General features: G+C 34.2%; 27 protein-coding genes, 2 pseudogenes and 1 riboswitch. Of the genes and pseudogenes, 4 read left to right on the forward strand and 25 right to left on the reverse strand.

All coding sequences use genetic code 11. The annotated features are described in order from the left end of the window. Positions 1-166 precede the first annotated feature (166 nt). Together thiD and MKY13_RS13400 are read right to left on the reverse strand one after the other, a co-directional pair. Complete coding sequence (gene thiD, locus MKY13_RS13395; protein WP_339213271.1) at positions 167-979, reverse strand: bifunctional hydroxymethylpyrimidine kinase/phosphomethylpyrimidine kinase; 813 nt, start codon at positions 977-979, stop codon at positions 167-169. Positions 980-1,067: 88 nt separating this feature from the next. Beyond that, positions 1,068-1,166, reverse strand: a riboswitch (TPP riboswitch). Between the two features lie 169 nt (positions 1,167-1,335). Next, entirely contained in the window at positions 1,336-2,625 is a 1,290-nt protein-coding gene (locus MKY13_RS13400) for a glycoside hydrolase family 18 protein (protein WP_339216941.1), read from the reverse strand. Between the two features lie 170 nt (positions 2,626-2,795). On the opposite strand from MKY13_RS13400, the gene MKY13_RS13405 reads away from it, so the two are divergent. Then, positions 2,796-3,236, forward strand: coding sequence for a cell wall hydrolase (locus MKY13_RS13405; RefSeq protein ID WP_191700415.1), 441 nt, complete (start codon positions 2,796-2,798; stop codon positions 3,234-3,236). Positions 3,237-3,310: 74 nt separating this feature from the next. On the opposite strand, the gene MKY13_RS13410 is transcribed toward MKY13_RS13405, so the two are convergent. Beyond that, positions 3,311-3,514 carry a hypothetical protein gene (locus MKY13_RS13410; protein WP_191700416.1) on the reverse strand — a complete coding sequence of 68 codons (204 nt, stop codon included), beginning with the start codon at positions 3,512-3,514 and terminating at the stop codon, positions 3,311-3,313. A gap of 144 nt (positions 3,515-3,658) precedes the next feature. On the opposite strand from MKY13_RS13410, the gene MKY13_RS13415 reads away from it, so the two are divergent. Then, on the forward strand, positions 3,659-3,832 hold the full coding sequence (locus MKY13_RS13415; protein WP_339213274.1) for a hypothetical protein: 174 nt from the start codon (positions 3,659-3,661) through the stop codon (positions 3,830-3,832). A gap of 67 nt (positions 3,833-3,899) precedes the next feature. Here MKY13_RS13415 and MKY13_RS13420 read toward each other — a convergent pair whose 3' ends face one another. Then, the gene (locus tag MKY13_RS13420) at positions 3,900-4,052 is read right to left on the reverse strand and encodes a YpzG family protein (protein ID WP_191700418.1); all 153 of its coding nucleotides are present in this window, start codon (positions 4,050-4,052) and stop codon (positions 3,900-3,902) included. Positions 4,053-4,234: 182 nt separating this feature from the next. Between MKY13_RS13420 and MKY13_RS13425 the strand changes: the two genes are divergently transcribed. Beyond that, complete coding sequence (locus MKY13_RS13425) at positions 4,235-4,516, forward strand: hypothetical protein (RefSeq protein ID WP_191700419.1); 282 nt, start codon at positions 4,235-4,237, stop codon at positions 4,514-4,516. Between the two features lie 45 nt (positions 4,517-4,561). Here MKY13_RS13425 and MKY13_RS13430 read toward each other — a convergent pair whose 3' ends face one another. Continuing rightward, positions 4,562-5,752, reverse strand: a complete 1,191-nt coding sequence (locus MKY13_RS13430) for a M14 family zinc carboxypeptidase (RefSeq protein ID WP_339213277.1) — start codon at positions 5,750-5,752, stop codon at positions 4,562-4,564. Positions 5,753-5,947: 195 nt separating this feature from the next. On the opposite strand from MKY13_RS13430, the gene MKY13_RS13435 reads away from it, so the two are divergent. Continuing rightward, entirely contained in the window at positions 5,948-6,577 is a 630-nt protein-coding gene (locus MKY13_RS13435) for a hypothetical protein (protein ID WP_014823221.1), read from the forward strand. Between the two features lie 394 nt (positions 6,578-6,971). Here the strand turns inward: MKY13_RS13435 and MKY13_RS13440 are convergent, their stop codons facing one another. The 20 genes and pseudogenes from MKY13_RS13440 to MKY13_RS13535 form a co-directional block, all read right to left on the reverse strand. Beyond that, positions 6,972-7,508, reverse strand: coding sequence for a hypothetical protein (locus MKY13_RS13440; protein WP_339213280.1), 537 nt, complete (start codon positions 7,506-7,508; stop codon positions 6,972-6,974). A gap of 104 nt (positions 7,509-7,612) precedes the next feature. After that, positions 7,613-8,077 (reverse strand): hypothetical protein, encoded by a 465-nt coding sequence (locus tag MKY13_RS13445; protein WP_339213282.1) that lies wholly within the window; start codon positions 8,075-8,077, stop codon positions 7,613-7,615. 247 nt (positions 8,078-8,324) lie between these two features. Continuing rightward, positions 8,325-8,996 carry a PoNe immunity protein domain-containing protein gene (locus tag MKY13_RS13450; RefSeq protein ID WP_339216943.1) on the reverse strand — a complete coding sequence of 224 codons (672 nt, stop codon included), beginning with the start codon at positions 8,994-8,996 and terminating at the stop codon, positions 8,325-8,327. 77 nt (positions 8,997-9,073) lie between these two features. After that, entirely contained in the window at positions 9,074-9,355 is a 282-nt protein-coding gene (locus MKY13_RS13455; RefSeq protein ID WP_339213284.1) for a hypothetical protein, read from the reverse strand. A gap of 463 nt (positions 9,356-9,818) precedes the next feature. Continuing rightward, positions 9,819-10,136, reverse strand: coding sequence for a hypothetical protein (locus MKY13_RS13460; RefSeq protein WP_339213286.1), 318 nt, complete (start codon positions 10,134-10,136; stop codon positions 9,819-9,821). 212 nt (positions 10,137-10,348) lie between these two features. Next, positions 10,349-10,516 (reverse strand): hypothetical protein, encoded by a 168-nt coding sequence (locus MKY13_RS13465; protein ID WP_339213288.1) that lies wholly within the window; start codon positions 10,514-10,516, stop codon positions 10,349-10,351. Positions 10,517-10,790: 274 nt separating this feature from the next. Then, positions 10,791-11,324, reverse strand: a complete 534-nt coding sequence (locus MKY13_RS13470; protein ID WP_339213290.1) for an SMI1/KNR4 family protein — start codon at positions 11,322-11,324, stop codon at positions 10,791-10,793. Positions 11,325-11,336: 12 nt separating this feature from the next. Beyond that, complete coding sequence (locus MKY13_RS13475) at positions 11,337-11,672, reverse strand: DNA/RNA non-specific endonuclease (protein ID WP_339213292.1); 336 nt, start codon at positions 11,670-11,672, stop codon at positions 11,337-11,339. Then, entirely contained in the window at positions 11,644-12,096 is a 453-nt protein-coding gene (locus MKY13_RS13480) for a hypothetical protein (protein WP_339213294.1), read from the reverse strand. The genes MKY13_RS13475 and MKY13_RS13480 overlap by 29 nt, the downstream gene beginning before the upstream one ends. 183 nt (positions 12,097-12,279) lie before the next feature. After that, positions 12,280-12,657 (reverse strand): hypothetical protein, encoded by a 378-nt coding sequence (locus MKY13_RS13485; protein WP_339213296.1) that lies wholly within the window; start codon positions 12,655-12,657, stop codon positions 12,280-12,282. 103 nt (positions 12,658-12,760) lie between these two features. Next, positions 12,761-13,177 (reverse strand): immunity 70 family protein, encoded by a 417-nt coding sequence (locus MKY13_RS13490; RefSeq protein WP_339213298.1) that lies wholly within the window; start codon positions 13,175-13,177, stop codon positions 12,761-12,763. 148 nt (positions 13,178-13,325) lie between these two features. Continuing rightward, the gene (locus tag MKY13_RS13495; RefSeq protein ID WP_339213300.1) at positions 13,326-13,901 is read right to left on the reverse strand and encodes a suppressor of fused domain protein; all 576 of its coding nucleotides are present in this window, start codon (positions 13,899-13,901) and stop codon (positions 13,326-13,328) included. An 11-nt stretch (positions 13,902-13,912) separates the two neighbouring features. Beyond that, positions 13,913-14,031, reverse strand: a pseudogene (locus tag MKY13_RS13500) (hypothetical protein); the annotation flags it as partial. 114 nt (positions 14,032-14,145) lie between these two features. Next, positions 14,146-14,562 (reverse strand): immunity 70 family protein, encoded by a 417-nt coding sequence (locus MKY13_RS13505; protein ID WP_339213302.1) that lies wholly within the window; start codon positions 14,560-14,562, stop codon positions 14,146-14,148. Between the two features lie 127 nt (positions 14,563-14,689). Then, positions 14,690-14,896, reverse strand: a complete 207-nt coding sequence (locus MKY13_RS13510) for a hypothetical protein (protein WP_339213304.1) — start codon at positions 14,894-14,896, stop codon at positions 14,690-14,692. Positions 14,897-15,202: 306 nt separating this feature from the next. Further along, a complete protein-coding gene (locus MKY13_RS13515; RefSeq protein WP_339213306.1) occupies positions 15,203-15,493 on the reverse strand; it encodes a hypothetical protein in 291 nt (96 codons plus the stop codon). Beyond that, on the reverse strand, positions 15,481-15,738 hold the full coding sequence (locus tag MKY13_RS13520) for a hypothetical protein (RefSeq protein WP_339213307.1): 258 nt from the start codon (positions 15,736-15,738) through the stop codon (positions 15,481-15,483). Before MKY13_RS13520 ends, MKY13_RS13515 begins: the two co-directional genes overlap by 13 nt. 207 nt (positions 15,739-15,945) lie before the next feature. Then, positions 15,946-16,662 (reverse strand): annotated as a pseudogene (locus MKY13_RS13525) (endonuclease V). After that, complete coding sequence (locus tag MKY13_RS13530; protein ID WP_339213308.1) at positions 16,659-17,120, reverse strand: hypothetical protein; 462 nt, start codon at positions 17,118-17,120, stop codon at positions 16,659-16,661. Before MKY13_RS13530 ends, MKY13_RS13525 begins: the two are co-directional and overlap by 4 nt. After that, positions 17,104-17,478, reverse strand: a complete 375-nt coding sequence (locus tag MKY13_RS13535) for a YwqJ-related putative deaminase (protein WP_339213310.1) — start codon at positions 17,476-17,478, stop codon at positions 17,104-17,106. Before MKY13_RS13535 ends, MKY13_RS13530 begins: the two co-directional genes overlap by 17 nt. Between the last annotated feature and the right edge of the window lie 53 nt (positions 17,479-17,531).

The raw sequence follows: 17,531 nt of genomic DNA on the forward strand, positions 1-17,531 counted from the left end.
TATTATCTAAATTGTTCAACAAGTCCATCATACTAAATTGACAGAATAGTAGAAAAGAGTAAATTGATACATTACTATATCTAGGCAAGTAGTACTTTTTGAGAGTTAAAAAAATGCCACAAGTTATTCACTTCAAGAAACGAGTACAATTTACTCAATAAATTAATTAAATTACTTGCACATCGCAAATTCCTCGGTGCTCCTGGTAGGCAAAATGGTTTGTTGGACCATATCCATGACCAATATTCAGTGGATAACGAATTGCTAATTGGACAAACTTTTTTGCTTCAATGATCGCTGTTTTTAATGGTTTCCCCTTGGCAATTTCTGCGGTAATTGCTGCTGAAAATGTACATCCTGTTCCATGCGTATGAATTGTTTTCAGTCTTTCTGTTTTCATTTTAAAAGGCTTTTCTCCTCGAATAAACACCGTATCAATCGCATGATTATCCGCTAAATGACCACCTTTTATCACTACACATTGCATACCTAAATTTAATAAATATTCCCCTGCAAGCTTAATTTCCTCTTCGGTTTTGATCGTAAGCCCGGTCAATACTTCTGCTTCGGGTATATTCGGTGTACAAACCGTAGCAACCGGAAGTAGTTTTTCCTTTAAAGCTATTGTTGCTTGCTCTTTCAGTAAGCTAGCACCGCCTTTTGCAATCATCACTGGATCTACAATAAGTGGTATTTCTTTAGCTTTCAATACCGAGACAATTGTTTCTACGATTTCTGCATTAAACAGCATACCTGTTTTAACAGCTTTCAGATCAAAATCATCGATTACTGCATTTAATTGATCCTTTACAAAATCAGCAGTAGCCGGATAGATTCCATGCACCCCTTTTGTATTTTGAGCCGTTAAAGCTGTAATCACTGATGTACCGAATACACGAAGCTCTTGAAAGGTTTTTAAATCAGCTTGGATGCCAGCCCCGCCCCCACTATCGGATCCTGCTATAGTACATGCAATCATTTTTACCACTCCTAATAAAAATATTATTAAGTGACACTGCAAAAGAAAGACCCCACGTAAAATACGCGGGGTCTTAGTAAGTACATATGTATAATTGTACTTTGCTCCCTACGTCCGTATTAACGGTCAGGTTCTAAGGGTCAGGTTTTAACCTTCTCAACACAAGTGTGTCCCCCTGCAAATGCATTTAATTACGTCGAGTGTATCAGAATAAAATTTACATAGCAAGTAAATGGAAAAATTTTAGATTCATAATATACTTTCTAATGCGAAGTACGATTGTAAATTGCCACATCACTTATAAAGACTCAGATGAGCTATATACTAATTCATCTGAGTTTTTATTTAATCCTATTTTATTTCTTAACGACATTAAAGTTTGAACCGATAAGTTGCCAGTTTTGGGGGAACGGTAAACCAAGTTTCCAGTAACCGACACCCCGTAAATTTAGTCTTTTTACTAAATTAAATTTTGCCTGGATGGAACGTGCATCTTCAAACCAGACAATATGTGAACGTCCTTGCTCATCATAATAGTTAAAGTAAGGTGCCTGTGCGGTATAGTCATATTGAATGGCTGCATTATAACGTTTGGCTATTTCTATTGCACGTTGTGGACTTAATGCTTCTGCATATTCGCCCCCTTGCACAAAGGGTAACGTCCAATCATACCCATACAAATTTTGCCCAAGTAAAATTTTATTTGCCGGAATTTCCGTTAAAGCATATTGAACTACTTGTTCCACTTGAGGGAGCGGGGAGACAGCCAGAGGTGGGCCTGCAGAATACCCCCACTCATATGTCATTAGCATAACAAAATCTACTATTTCCCCGTGAGCTCTATAATCATGACCTACCGTCCATTCCCCTGGCTGATTCGCACTCGATTTTGGTGCCAGTGCCGTGGAGACTGTATAACCTTCAGCATGCATACGCTCTACCGCGCTTCTCAAGAAATTATTATAGGCTTCCCTTTGGTCACCTGGTATTCTCTCAAAATCAAAATGGATATCCGAAACATTCCCAATTCTTTTTGCTTCTGCAATAATATTGTCAAAAAGTAAGTTTTGTACTGCTTTACTTTGAAAAATATCACGTGCTAGCTCACTACTGAACTGATAATCTTCTAGATTCGTTATCGCCATTGCAATACTCGCATTATTTTCTGCGGCCAAACTAGGTAGTGGTTCAATTACTGGCGCCTTTAATGAACCATCCCGTCCTGCTTCATAGCTGAATAGAGCTAAATACGTTAAATAGGGACTCGTTTCACGCACTTGATTTACTAGTAGTTCACTTACTTCGTTGCCTCTTGGTTCAACATAAGCAAAAATTTCAGCAGATGTTTTCGCAGCGGGAGGAATATATAAACGTGTTCCAATCATTAATACCGCATTTGAAGACAAACCATTGACTTGTGCAAGTGTCATATAATTCACATTAAAGCGTTGTCCTATTGACCATAGGCTATCCCCTGGTTGAACAATATAATATTGACCATTTACTGGAACCACAAGCGCTTGCCCTACAACTAAGCGATTAGGATCGGGAATTTGATTGGCTTCCACAATGTTCTGTATCGTCGTTCCATAAGCTTGCGCAATTCCCCATAGCGATTCTCCTGGCTGTACAACATGAATTTGAATTGTCGGTCCTCCTTTTTCTATATACTAATTTATGAACTTAATGCTCTATTAATGCGAGAGAAAAAGTCATAAATGAATAAGAGCACTTTTTGAAATAATTTTTATACAAAACTAATTAAGATATGCGCAACGTAGCAAACTTTTTCATACTATAAATGTGAGGTGAAAAAATGCCAAGAGTTAAGTACCGCGATGCAGATGTCGATTTGATGGCAAGAATGATGCGAGCTGAGGCTGAAGGTGAAGGCAAGCAAGGGATGTTATATGTTGGGAATGTAATTGTAAATCGAGTTGTTGCGGATTGTTTAGACTTTAGAGACGTCAGAACAGTAGAGCAGGTTATTTTTCAAGTTCAGGGAAATAACTATTCTTTTGAAGCAGTTCAAAAAGGAAATATGTTTTATCAGCGCGCAAGACCTACTGAACAACGTTTGGCAAGGCAAACATTAGATTTTTGGAGAGACCATCCAGCAAAATATGCCCTCTGGTATTTTAATCCTTCAGGGGAATGTCCTCCTACATGGTATGGGCAACCATTTACAGGGCAATTTAAACAACATTGTTTTTACGAGCCTGTAGCCGGAACATGTGAAAGTGTATATATGGGATAGTTTTACCTTTCTCCATATTATTAAAGAGCCTTTAATTAAGGCTCTTTTTTATTTGAAAAGAAAATCAAGATTAACTATTTTTTGTTGGACTGCTGATTTTTGTCATGATTTGTTTTATTGTTTTTATTTTTTAGTTTGGAATCAAATTCTTCTGCAAATTCAGCTACATTGTCTTCTGGATTTCGATCATGACTTGTTTTGTTATGATGCAGTTCTTTATAAGTAGCAAAAGGATTATGTGTTCTTTCATTCAATGTCTTTTTGTTGTTTTTGCTCATTTTCTCCACCTCCTACTGATTTAATGTGCTCAGTATTGGGGGTTTTATGCCTTTTTCCATCTTCGTTTACTTCCTTACTTTTTGTGATAAAAAACTGATCTCATGCCATATTAAGAAGGAATCCAATCGAAAGGAGAATACGAAATGGGCAGAGACGACAGCACAAGCAAAGGAACTAATAAGAGGTCGTTACCTCAAACACCTAAGAATGAAAAAATTGCTCCAAACAAAATGAGAGAAGAAATCGCAAATGAATTAAATGAACTACATCGCCTTGTAGAAAAGGGTAAAAGTAACGCTGCAAAAAATTATAAGTAAAAAGTAAAAGGACCTTCACAACAGAATACTACTGTTGGTGAAGGCCTGATTTACTTCTTAACAAAGGTTAGAACTGTTTAGCTTTCGCATTAATTCTCAATATTTGGTTTTGCAGAGTAACCTCTGTTTGACCATTAACCTGAGATTTCTGATGCTTATTTCTTGTCCAGTTTTGGTGGATTTTTTGAGATTTCGGATCTAATGCACCCTTTTTGCTCATTCGTTCCGCCTCCCTATGTTTAAAGTGAAATCCAAATTAGTATGGTACGAATTACTTCATTTATTCTTAAAGCAAAGTCCTTTTTGAATTCATTTACTGGCAATTTTTTTGACGGATGGATTACTCGTCAGGATCAATACTAACAGTGAAAACAGTCCCGAAGACGGAAAGGATGAGGAACAGTGGCTAAAAAAAGTTCAGGCACACCTAGCTGGAAACAAAATCACCCGATTAGTTTACTATCCAACTCAGTTGAAAGAACAGAGCGAGCAGTAAAACAGGCAATGTCCCACCCAGAAGAATTTGCAGTAGAACATGCATTCAATTCATTGGAGCGTACCGAAAATGCACTTGCCAATGCAGAACAAAAACAGGAACATATGGATATTGTTGAGCAAAATAAATCCAAACTAGATGAACTAAAGCAAAACATCCTGGAAATTGATGAAAACTTAAATTCATAAAAGTATCCCCCCGTTCCATCACAAGTGGTAACGGGGGGATTTCATTTACATATAAAGTGCACTTAAGAAAATCCCTAATGCTTCTTCATAAATTTCACCAAACTGGCTGATTGGTAAAGGGTTCGTTCCAAGACCTAGTTCTACTGTAAAACCTGGGCGACGCCAGTCTTGAATAAACCAATCTTTATAACCAGCATAGCTTTCGATTGTCTGTATCGGCTCATATCCACTAACCCTGGCAAACTCGTTGACAAGCTGTTCTGTTTCAGGAGGCTCCAATCCCATGAATCCCCAAAAAATAACTTGCCCTTGTGTATGAAAAGCCAACACACGAGCAAAATCCCGTTCAACCGTTAGCTCGGCCATTGCAATGGACTCTGGTTGAGATAGCGGACTTTCCCCACCATAATCGCGTGGACCTGGTGTTTTCGGATTTCTTTCTCTTTCCAGTTCCCATTCAGCAGGAAACTGGTCATTCAAATCAACCCCATTAATGTTTGCTTTCCAACCAGAGAAATCTGTACTCCCCCCATTCCATTCGATTAAATTATTGTGGATTGTTGCATCTTCCGGAGGTCCGTTCAGTACTAAATCCACTCCATCCGGATTTACCATTGGCACGATATTTAAACTTGTTTGATTATATAATGGCAATGTATAAAGCCCTCTTATGGAACCATTATTCGTAAGCGACAATAGGTAATCATTTAGAAACGTCATGACAATCGCTGTTGTAATCCACTCATTCGCATGAAATGATGCATTATAATGAACACGTTTCTGCCCTTTTCCAATTGTGAGTCCTGGAATTTCTTTTTCTAATACAGAATTTCCAATCGGCTCATTTACTAGGAATGGATAGATTGCCTGCAATGTACGAATATCCTGTACCATCGTGCTGTAATCATAATTTTGTTTACCATTTACAACACGCCATGTTATACGAATAGGTAATAATAATTGAGTACCTACTTGAATCGCATATGGATTGATTCCTGGATTGAGCAGAAAAATTGCATCCATCGGCAAATTAATTCTTTGTGCAATCGACCAAATGCTATCTCCCCGTTGAATAGTATATGGATTTGTTACATAGCCGGGAATCTGGACAGGTTGGTTCGGGATTAGCGCCTGTGCATTTAAATTACGATTTGAATCAATAATTAGCTGATACGGAAGATTAAAAACTTGGCTATAATACCAAAAAGAATCACCCGGTCTAACAAAAACCTCCACAAAGCTCCTCCCTCTATAAAATAATCAATAGAAAAGTATATGAATGTGGGGAATGATTATTAACACGGTTCGAGAAAATGGTTTATTACCTTCAATCGCTTTCTGTATCCCCTAATATTTCCCTATATAGTGAAATTGAGAGCAGCATTATGTTATAGTAGAATCTACTAAATTTTTATTGTATGGAGGTTCATCATGGAGACGAAAAGAATATCGCTGCATCGTGCACTATCTGAGTTAAAAATGCTTGGTGAACGGATCCAATCGGCTACGTACCGCGTAGTGCTGGCTCGAGCAAACCGAAAAAGCAACGAAAAAATTGAAGGCATGTCAATTGATGAATACAAAAAAGAAATGCAAGGTTCGTATGACAAAGTCACTAGTCTTATTCAATACCGCAATAAACTAAAAGCACTCGTTGTTGAATCAAATGCTAAAACAATCGTTAAAATTGGAGCAAATGAAATGACAGTGGCTGAAGCAATTGAACGTAAACAATCAATTGCATATGAGAAGGATTTACTGAATCATCTACGCCGCCAATATTTTGAAGCAATCGACGAAGTAACAGCTGCGAATGAGGCCCTTCCAGAAAAGCTTGAAAATTACCTTATTAATATTTTGGGCAGCAAGGAAAAGCAATCATCCTCAGACGAAGTGAAGCTTCATACTGATACTTTTATGAAGCGCAATGAATATGAATTGATCGACCCGATGCAAGTAAAGAAAACCATTGACGAGCTTGCAGCGAAAATCGAGGAATTTGAGTCAGAAGTAGACGCTGTATTATCAGAATCAAATGCCACAACATTTATTGAGATCTAACTAATAATTTGCATAGCGTAGCGAAAACAGTAAACGGATCGGCGCTCGTGCTTTGACTGTGTGCGAGTTGAAACAACCAAACAGTCACTCAACCTACAATTAATAGATGAATTTTTAATAGAAAAGTTCAAAGTATAAAGGTCAAAGCTGAAATATCAAAATTCAAAGCTCTTAACTTTTAAAGCTCAATGTTCAAATGATAAAGCTCATTCAAATCCTGGAGTATGGTTTAGGTATGCCGATTCATGACCGTCTGTGGCTCCACCAGGCAGCTATTGTTGTGCACAAATAAGCCGAATTCGCTTTCTTAGCGAATTCGGCTTTTGTTTTACTTACCCTTTTACCGGTGCTCATTTTTCCGTCCGAATAATTATGGATAACAAAAAAGAAGCAGTCAATTGCAACTGCCTCCCTCAAAATTTAATAGGACAATCTCATTTTCATCATACCAGTACTTTTCTGCTCTATCTATGTATGATAAAAAATCTTCGTAGCGTCCTGTCCAATTTTCAGGTACAAAATCCTCGTAGGAAGCTGGTTCTGAATAAAGAGAGTACAGCTCTCTTTTATCGAAATTTACGAATAAAGAAGGCATAAAACTATAAAAAGTGTCCTCTTTCGTTTCAGTAAGTAAATTTAACTTAAGCCTTTCTCTTAATTCTTTTGCTGAAACAGCATACTTTGCCATTCTTGGCGCAAATTCTGCATATGAATCCTCATCTAATATATCTATGCCTTTCCTTTCATCATCTTCTTCGATAAATGGACCAGTATATGCAATTCCCATTTCTTTAAATTTCTTTTTATATGCCTCTTCTAGTTTTTTTCTATCTAAAAACCAAATATCTTTTTTGGAAACATACCATTTGAAATGATTATTAATTAATACACCTACAATAATATTCTCAAGTGCTTTAGGTACTAATAACATGTGTTTCAACTCCGTGTTATTATTTTTCTTACTCAACGTTTTCGAACTGTAATCATTACTTAGAAATCACTAAAATTCCCACGATTAATATATTTTCATCAAACTTATTCATCCTCATTACCTTCAGAAAGTCGGGCAATTAGTTCAACTTCATCTTTTGTCGGGGTATCTTTTATTCCAATTATGTTTCCTTGCTTATCCCATTCAATATATTTTAAACAAATGCCAAATTTATACTCTCCTAAAAATTTAATTTCTTCACTTTCATACCAAATTTTTCTTATACCCCTCGTTTGTCCTTTTACCATGTAATCTGAAGATTTCACTTTTCCATTATTGTGAAATTTAATATAATCCCCTTCTTTAAAACCATTTTTATAATAGCAATAATAGGCAATACTTCCATTATCAAATAATTCATAAGCTAAACCTGTAAATGGCATACCTCCCTCATCTTCTGGATTGTCTAGTACTTCGTCGCCGTACGAGGTAAACCATAATTCTTCATCAAAATTTATACCATGATTTAATACATATTCTTTACTTAGTATATCTTTTTTATTTTCCACCTTTTTTCACCTCTGAATTAGATTCAAATCCTTCAGTAATACAATTTCAATGTAGGAAGGTCGGCATTATCATACCAGCTAGTTTTAGTTTCTTACCCGACCTTACGATATGCTCAAAATTACAGTAATGTTTTATAAAAAAATTACAAGCCTCACTTTCCATTTTACTGGGCAGACCCACAAAAAAAGAAATCTTGAAAGGCAATTGCCAATCAAGGTGCTATATTAATGAATTATATTTATATTATCATTCTTCAAAATGAACCAAATCATAAGGATAGTATGGAACTTCTCTTAATAGCGTATCATCTAATCGAAGGATTTTTGCAACTGCACCACTTTCATAGCTCCAATAGCCACTATAGATATCTTTATTGCCTTTATGAGATTCATACCATCCTGTATCATTTTGCCCTTTATACCATTCTTTTTCCAGATAAACTTTTAACAACTCCAAAGCTGTATTTTGATTTTCCGCCTCAATAATATTTTGAACATATCCATATGGATTTGAAAACAGGTATTCCGATCCGTTATTTTCCCAGTCTGAATCAATATACTGCACTAAAAAATCGATCAATTTATCATTTAACTGTTCTTTTTTTATTAAATCTAATAAACCTTTTAACTGATCTTTAGAAATGTTAAATAAAATTGCTAAAGACATTATCTTTAATAAATTTGAATAACTGCCTTCTTTATTCCATATATCTGTAAAATACTGAATAACCTTAGGAAATAACTGCTTTATTTCTTTAACGGGGGCCCCTAGAGAATACAAAGCATTCATCTTATCGAGATAAAAATTCACTAGGGATAACTTGCCCGTTCTAACTCCCTTAAATTCTGTTCCCTTTTCATTTATTAATTGTTCTAATAAACCTTCAAATTTATCTATTCGTTGATTTTGATAATCTATATAACATTAAAATATTCTCGATCTTTTAATTTATCTCTCATAAGTAGCTCCTTTATTTTTTCACTTTTTCAGCAGAGTCAAGGACTGATTCTAAGACATTTCGCTTCTGCAATTATAAATTGTGGCGGAGGATTTGAATCTTCATAAACACCGTCGATGCCTTTATAGCCTTTGCTTTCATAATGAACAACCATCTTCATTTCACCGTAATTCCCTTTATGTTTGTTGGTTTTTAAAGAGCTCTTTCCGGTTTCTACCTCATCTCTAATCTTTAATTGCGTCTGATTTACCTTTCCGGATTTACCCGAACCCTTCCCAACAACCTCATCCAAGTCACTCTTCATAACAACCTCACCCACGTTACTATCTACAATTTTATCAATCGCTTTCGTTTTCAGACTTTTGTAGCGCCACTTGTTTGAATCGTCGTTAAAGCACCTGTTTGCGACACGTCGAATTCAATCAAAAAATAAAGAGTAATTGTACTCTACACTCTGTATCATAAAAAAACATGGGATAGTATTCCATTGTTAAAATAGTTATAGGTTAAGAATTTTCAAATCACCTTTATCTTCCTCTGCCACATCCATTGCTGTACGTAACACTTCAAAAATGTTTTCCCGTTGGTTGTTGCAAAATAATTCACTATATTACTTTTTTTACCACAAACTTCTTTTAGTTAAGAAAAAAACTTGAAAGGCATAAAGCCAGTCAAGGTATGATAACAATTACATTATATAAATATCCACTACTTCACCTACTGTTTATAGGTAAGAATATCATAATAGGTTTTTATACTCTTTCTAATACTTTATGGCTATTTTAAAGCAATTCCACTCCAACTTGTTTAAAAAATTTAACCTTTAATTTTTCTTCTTCCCCCACATTTATTACCATAACTTTGTCATCTTTTTTTATACTTGTTACATTATTTAAATCCCCTGTAAATACTATAGAATCATTAAATGTAATGGTTAGACTACTCGTTTGTTGATATACATCTAAGGTTAAAATCACCTTGAAATTTTGGTCATCTTTGTAAGTATAAATTAATTCTCCATCATCTATATTACCCGATATACTAACCGGCTCACTTTGAAAAAGTTCTAATAGATCGTACTCATCATACTTTATAAACATTCGTCTTCATCCTTTTATTGATTATTTCGGTATAACTGTAATAACATCGTCTAATACTTTGACATCCTTTGCTTCATGAACGAACGATCTTCTATTACCAGGTGTCTTTTTCGTATTCATTATAGCGTCTTCAATAACTGAAGATGGAATATTTCTTGGATTAACCTATTTTTTGATAAAGTCACTAAATTCTTTTGTTTGTGGCTTATAACCTAATTCTTCAGCTTTCCCACGTTACTATCTACAATTTTATCAATCGCTTTCGGTATTTTCAAAAATTCCCCTATTGGAATGAAGGATGCTAACGCAATACCTTTATCAAGGCCCGAAGCATTTTTATCTTCTAGCGTGTTCACATCGTCCAATAGTAAGAAATCCAACAAACCTTTTCCGACTTTTGTCGCGCCACTTCCGACATCTCCTAGGAAATTAAGAAAACCATTCCCCTCTTTTTAGTACGAGCTTTGTCATCTCGTGTGCAAAATATAAATCGAGTAGTTAGGGTGTGGTTGTTTATTTAAATGTCACTGTAACCAATCTCATAAGTTTGCTAACCATCATGGGTTTTTGATTCAAAAGTGATTTTGTTTCTAATCATAAAATTCTTAAAGTTAAAAAACCTTGAAAGGCATATAGCCAATCAAGGTTAAATAACTACTCAACATTTACTGAAACAAATGTAGTTTCATCACTTGGAAAGTCATCAGGGAATGCATTGCATATTAATTCTTTCGTTATTATTTGATATAAAAATTCTACCATTGGAAGTGAGTAAGTATAATACTCTGGTGATCTTGATTCATACACCACAATTTTCCATTCAGCAGGTTTTCCATCTGTTAACCAGTACAATTCGTCACCATTATCCGTGTAAGCCCATGGAAGTATCCCCTCACTTGAAGGGTAAACTTCATGTTTATAATATTGTGGGAAATTTTTCTTAGATTGAATATATGCATCTGTCATTTCCTTCTGCCTAACAAGATAATTTACATTTTCATCATTTACAAAAGGAGTTAATATCCACAAGAAATTGTCAATACCACCCGTACCATAAGTTTCAATAAATTTTACATAATCTGAAGGCAGTTCCGTACCAAGAGTGTCAAAAAATTTTCGCCATTGTTCTTTATCCCCAGTTTTTTGTGAAATTTTTGGAGGGGGGAGTATTTTAATTAATTTATCCAAATAAATCGACTCCTATTTCATATTTATTACTGTAACATCTAAAGAAAAACCATTTGTTCCCCTTGCTTTTAACGTAACACCTTTAGGCATTAAATTATTGCTCTCATAGATCGGAATTGATTGGTATCTTACAACTTTACCTTTTTCAACAACTGCTCGAACAGAACTCTCAAAATCTCTCATAACAGTTGAGTTTACAGGTGTCTGATAAAGTGTGACTAAATTTCGTGCATCTTTTCGAGAGCCATCTAACTGGCCGCTGAGACCAAAATTACTTAAAGGTTGTTGACCATTTTGATAAAGACCAGGGAGGGCAATATTAAGGTTCCTTACTGTACCTTTTGGCATACAATAAATCGAATTCACTTGGTTCTGTTTTTTGTTCCATAATATTTCCCTCAACGTCGTACTTTTTAAATGTCATCTCACGTCCGGCAATACATTCAGACTCATACTTTTTAGCCCCGTTTTCATAAAACTCAACCTGATAGCCGTCTGCAGAGCTTTTATCCATATTCCCTATTAATTTTATATTACCATTCAGAAAAAACTCCACATACTTACCTTGTTTAACACCATTTTCTACATAGAAATAACTCTCTATATTTCCATTTTCATAAATATCGTAAGCTATGCCCGTAAACAATTTTTCTTTGTTATCATCAGTATACTCTACTATACCTAAATTATAAGGTCCCCCGTAACCTAAATGATTTTCAAACTCTACTCCGTTCTGTATTATATATTCCTTCGTTAATATATCATTTAACATTTTTTAAAACCTCCGTGATTATTTTAAATTCATCTGTAAGATAAGCACAATGCGAGCATCCAGGATACATCATTTCAGCTGTCTGGTTTTGTTTTACTCTGAACAGTACGAATTACATTTATAACAAAATTATCTATACTAGCGTTAGGATTAGCTTTCAATGCTTTATTTAAAGTAATTACCTCAGCGTGTGAATCCACACCCTTCGTGAACTTTAGACAGAAAGTCTTGAAGGATTTTCCTTACTGGTGCACTGGCACCTGGTAATAGGTCATTTATACGTTGCAGAATTTCAGGGCCACCTAATATCTTTCTTTTACTTTCTTGGCTTGTATAACTCCTTAATGTATCTATACAAGTCGCAAATAATTCTTCATCATCAGTATTCAGCAAGGACATTAAAATATTAAGTTCATGCTCATTACACTGATTATCCAAACAATATGCTATTTTTCTCTGCCATTCTATTGATTTACTAAGTACTTGATTGGATAATTCATCCCAATCACTTAAACTAAATTTTAAAAGTATCTCGCCTGCTATAATACAACCCGTCATCATACCAAGAATCTACTGTTGTATCTGCAGATAAAAGATTATCTAATTCCTTGTACATATTTGGTACCTCCACATAAATTTGAATTAAAAACCTAATGGACGATATTTATATGCTTTCTATATAAACATCAGAATTAGTTTTTTGTCCCTTCTCTAATGCTTTCATTAACATATCTATTAAGTCCTCACCCTCACTTGTTATAAAATAATTAGATAAGTTTGTTATATCCTTACTAATGTTATCACCCCAAGGCGGACTTTTAGATAAGTTATCAATGTCCCATATTACTTGTGATGGGCTAAAATCCTGTAATTTCTTTTTAATTGCTTCTAATTCATTTATAGCGCTATCAATATTCTTATTCTCAAGTTTCCCATTATAGAGTTCATTTAATAAGAAAGGATATTCAGTTCCCCATCCATTTTGTTCTAAATGATAACTTATTGTAGAGAAAAAAGAGTGTAAGTAATTACCATGCCCGATTTGATACCAGTAATATTTCACTTTAAATCCCACAGCCATTCTTCTCACCTCAATCAATTTGTTTTAAATCTTTTATCTACTTAGTTAGTATGATAACCATCATGAATTTTTGATTCAAATATTGTGTAAAAAAAATATAAAAACCTTGAAAGACAATGTAGTCAATCAAGGTCAATAAACTAGAAAATTACACTATTGATTCTCTTTCTAAATCAAAGATATCTATCTCTTCCTGTTCAAATAATTCTTCTAATGTATCTGTTCCTTTTTCTTGGGCAAATAGATATTCATTCTCAGATATTGGAACAGCTAGCAGCCAAGCCACTTTTTTATTTGGAAATTCAAGTATATGTAAATCTTCCCACAAGAAAGGTGACACAAATAACACATGTTTCATTTCAGTATTGGGATAATACATCTTTATTATATCTCGAAATACTGAACCATGGGAAACTGAAAATTTTGAGTTAATAATACAAAATGCACAGCTTGCCAATATATTAGGATATTGTTTATAATCTGTTGCTATTGCGCCAACTATTTCTATTCGCAAAGGCGTTTTTTCAACAGTCAATTCAATTGAATGGTCAGATAGTCCAATAGTTGAGTATGATGATACACCGTCAAAGGGTCTATTAACTGTTGAAAGCATATCAATGTTACTGACATTATTTTCGTCCCAGTATTTTGAGACACAAGGTTTACCCCCTAAAGCATGTAGAGCTGTCTTTGCAATTATTTTATTCTCATTAGAAATACTCAAAGTAAACCTCCTTATCCATCTTTACAATTTTTATCTCCGAAATAATCGTCGATCAGTCTTTAATTTTATGGCTTGAAGATGGTAATTCAGGTCGGCAATGGTCTGGATTATTGTGTTCATCTAGAAACTCTTAGCCTCAAATAGGGCTTATAAAGTTTAGCTTTACTATCAGAATAAAGAGTGATGTATTCGACACTCCGTATCATAAAATAATCATGGGATAGCGTCCCATGGTTTAAAAAAATTATAGTTTATGAATTTTCAAATCACATTTATCTTCTTCTGCCATATCCATCGCTGTTCGTATCACTTCAAAGAATGTTTTCCCATCCGTTGTTGCATAATAGTTCGCAAGATTAGTTACTTTGGAACTTATTTTATCCCCCCACGGAGGTTCTTGTGATAAATCATCAATATCCCATATAACATGTTCTTGAGAGTGTTTTGATAATTTCTGTTCAATTTCATTTAAATTAGATTTTGCAACAGAAACATCATCCCAATTTAGTGTGTCATTATACAACTCATTCATAATTAAAGGGTATTTTGTCCCCCATCCTTCTTTTTCTAAATGATATGAGATTGTTGAAAAGAAAGAATGTACAAAATCGCTATGACCTAATTCGTAATAAAAACAATCTACTAATATTCCTACTGTCATCTATATTTCACCTCTAATCTTGCCAATGTATTTCTTTTAGTCTTACTCCGTTAAACAAAAAACCTTGAAAGGCGTAAAACCACTCAAAGTATGTTTTATTCTATCTATAAATTATCTCCACCTCCAGTTAATTTCCCCTACCAGGATAAACTGCAGGTATGTATATACCCTTTTTCCTATTTTTATTATCGATAATATGCCAATTACTATCATTTAACCATTCTTCGTTAAAAATATTTTCATTAAAATCTTTTTCCTCATCAACAATCGCTGCAAAAAAATCGTTGAATTTGTCGATATTTTTCGAAGGGTTAATCTGAGCATTAATCCACATTCCCTCAACACTAATATTGCATATATCTCCTAAAACTCATTTAAAAAGTATAGTTTCAAAATTCTCACTCCTTTGACGTAACCTTAATATATTTGATTGGAACTTCCCCTTTAATCAAATTCTCATTATCCCTTTTAGTCCAATTTCCATCTGTTTTGTCTCTAAATTTAACACCTCTATTATAATTGCTTAAATTAACTTCATACTTCTTGCTATTAATTTTGCATTCAACTTCAAATTTTGAAGGACGGGAAGAATTAACTTTATAAATAGGTTCAATTTTAACTTCAACTGTTTTGCCTGATTCTAAAGCCTTTTTCCAAGAAGTTTTAAGAAATCGAACAAAATTTTTTCGACTTTTGTAGTGCCACTTCCGATATCTCCTAAGGAATTAAGAAAACCATTCCTCTCTTCTTTCACATCATCTACTGTTGGGACTGTAGCTGAAAGCTCTTTTACGACTTTTTTATTTCGTTGCTTCATACCAAATACTTTCTGAATTTTCAAAACTTTTCCTATTGGGAGGAAGGATGCTCCGGCAATTCCTTTATCTAGTAATGATGCATCTTTATCAGCGAGCGTGTTCACATCGTCCAATCTACTGTTGGGGCTGTAGCGGAAAGCTCTTTTGCGATTTCTTTTTCTTTTTGCTTCATAAATGAAACGAAATTTGTTGAAACCATCGCACCGCTGAGACCGAAAGTAACTAAAGGCTGCTGACCATTTTGATAAAGACCAGGGAGGGTATACGGATTCGCTCCACCGATTCCTCCAGGATTAAATAGTGGATTCATATTAATCACTTGATCCAACGATTGCGTACGATAGGCCAGTGCAATCATTAACGGATGCCGGGGGGAGAAGGATTGCCAGCATTCTACCTGGAAGTTAACACTCCCCAGGAATATTGAAAAAAAAAAAGCACATGTCGCCTAAATTAGACAATCAAGTGCTTAAAAATCTATTTGTTTTCCTTGTTAATTACTATGAAAACACTTTATTAGCTGAAATATTATTTATTAGTAATTATGTCTTATTGTATATAGAGATTATTCTCCCAAATCATTCTCTATTAATTGTTTTCTAATTTTATGGGTTTCTATATCTGCTAATCTAACGGGAATAGGTAAACGACTCATATTATTAATACAGTTCAGAACAATTTCAGTACTTGTTTCTATGTCAATCCAGTTCCCACAGGAAATAAAAATGGGTTTTACATTTTCTGTTGTTCTTAAAGTTCGACCATATATTTCATTATTAATTACAATATTGGTATAAGATCCGTTTATATTTTTTGGCATAATCGAGTCTACACCTTGGATTTTAAGATAACTTTTCGCCACACCAATTGTTGGTTTCTTTAAATACATTGAAGCATGAGTAGCAATTCCCATATGACGATAATGTAAATACCCATTTCCATCAAACATATATAAATCAGGTTCATTAGATAATTTCTTCGCAGCTTCAAGTACTAAAGGCAATTAACGAAAAGCGAGGAAGCCTGAAATATAAGGAACATTTATTTCTCCATAACTATATACTTTTTCGATAACTTCCTTTGTAGAATAATCAATCATAACAATACAGCATGTACCATACGTCGTGTTATTTACATCCCAATAAGCTAGATCTACTCCCGCAATGGTTTTGATTTCATTAACGTCAAAGCTATTCTCAAGATTTTCATTGGGTAACAATTCATTCTGAATATTGGTAAATTCATTTATCAATTTCATATTATTTAAATCTACCTTTTTCATTGAGTATCACTTTTAAAAAAAGATTCAATCACTTTTAAATCTGTTTCTGTAGGAGAAATTTTTTGTTTTATGATACGGCCTTCAGTATCCCATTTTATATAATGAAGAGCTATACCCAATTTATATTCTCCTTCAAATTTTAATTCTCCACTTTCATACCAGATTCTTTCGGTACCATTACTTTGTCCATGAATTAAATTTTTCACTGATTTTAAATTGCCATTTTTATAAAACTCTATTAACTCTCCCTCTATAAAACCTTTTACATAATTTGTATAGTATATCAAGTTACCATTATCATATAATTCATAAGCTAAACCGGTAAAAGGTTTCCCATTCTCATCCTCAGGATTATCTAAAACTTCATCACTGTAGGATGTAAACCATAACTCTTCGTCAAAGTTAGTCCCATGTTCCATAACATATTCTTTACTTAATATATCAATTTGATTTTCCAATCTTTTTCACCTCTGAACTAGATTCAAATCCTTCAGTAATAAAATTACAATGTGGACAGGTTAGCATCATCATACCTGCCGATTTTAATTTTTTACCAGACCGTACTACATGGGTGATAAAATTTGAAGTACTCGCTTGTGGGTTTGCAAGTACCGCTTGATTTAATGAGTAAACTTCCGCGTGAGATCCTGCCCCATACGTAAATGTATATCCTTCTTTAATATTTTTTGGCATATTGATAATCCGTTGTTCTATTAAATGGTGTAACTCTTCTGGAATCTTACCTGAAGTATTATTGATTCCAAAGTAATACTTACCTGTTGTTTTATCAAAAGTTCCAGCTACCGCAGGCCCCATCTATCTTTTTATAAATACAATTAGATATTATTTTAAAATTTTGTTTTTTCGCC

Source organism: Solibacillus sp. FSL W8-0372, assembly GCF_037969735.1.
Classification (GTDB): domain Bacteria; phylum Bacillota; class Bacilli; order Bacillales_A; family Planococcaceae; genus Solibacillus; species Solibacillus faecavium.

Excerpts from the sequence above, each read along its gene's own strand:
- thiD (WP_339213271.1), bottom strand. The coding sequence starts at position 979 with ATGATTGCATGTACTATAGCAGGATCCGATAGTGGGGGCGGGGCTGGC.
- MKY13_RS13405 (WP_191700415.1), top strand. The coding sequence starts at position 2,796 with ATGCCAAGAGTTAAGTACCGCGATGCAGATGTCGATTTGATGGCAAGA.
- MKY13_RS13410 (WP_191700416.1), bottom strand. The coding sequence starts at position 3,514 with ATGAGCAAAAACAACAAAAAGACATTGAATGAAAGAACACATAATCCT.
- MKY13_RS13415 (WP_339213274.1), top strand. The coding sequence starts at position 3,659 with ATGGGCAGAGACGACAGCACAAGCAAAGGAACTAATAAGAGGTCGTTA.
- MKY13_RS13420 (WP_191700418.1), bottom strand. The coding sequence starts at position 4,052 with ATGAGCAAAAAGGGTGCATTAGATCCGAAATCTCAAAAAATCCACCAA.
- MKY13_RS13435 (WP_014823221.1), top strand. The coding sequence starts at position 5,948 with ATGGAGACGAAAAGAATATCGCTGCATCGTGCACTATCTGAGTTAAAA.
- MKY13_RS13440 (WP_339213280.1), bottom strand. The coding sequence starts at position 7,508 with ATGTTATTAGTACCTAAAGCACTTGAGAATATTATTGTAGGTGTATTA.
- MKY13_RS13460 (WP_339213286.1), bottom strand. The coding sequence starts at position 10,136 with ATGTTTATAAAGTATGATGAGTACGATCTATTAGAACTTTTTCAAAGT.
- MKY13_RS13475 (WP_339213292.1), bottom strand. The coding sequence starts at position 11,672 with ATGCCAAAAGGTACAGTAAGGAACCTTAATATTGCCCTCCCTGGTCTT.
- MKY13_RS13480 (WP_339213294.1), bottom strand. The coding sequence starts at position 12,096 with ATGTTAAATGATATATTAACGAAGGAATATATAATACAGAACGGAGTA.
- MKY13_RS13485 (WP_339213296.1), bottom strand. The coding sequence starts at position 12,657 with ATGATGACGGGTTGTATTATAGCAGGCGAGATACTTTTAAAATTTAGT.
- MKY13_RS13490 (WP_339213298.1), bottom strand. The coding sequence starts at position 13,177 with ATGGCTGTGGGATTTAAAGTGAAATATTACTGGTATCAAATCGGGCAT.
- MKY13_RS13505 (WP_339213302.1), bottom strand. The coding sequence starts at position 14,562 with ATGACAGTAGGAATATTAGTAGATTGTTTTTATTACGAATTAGGTCAT.
- MKY13_RS13510 (WP_339213304.1), bottom strand. The coding sequence starts at position 14,896 with ATGTGGATTAATGCTCAGATTAACCCTTCGAAAAATATCGACAAATTC.
- MKY13_RS13520 (WP_339213307.1), bottom strand. The coding sequence starts at position 15,738 with ATGATTGCACTGGCCTATCGTACGCAATCGTTGGATCAAGTGATTAAT.
- MKY13_RS13535 (WP_339213310.1), bottom strand. The coding sequence starts at position 17,478 with ATGGGGCCTGCGGTAGCTGGAACTTTTGATAAAACAACAGGTAAGTAT.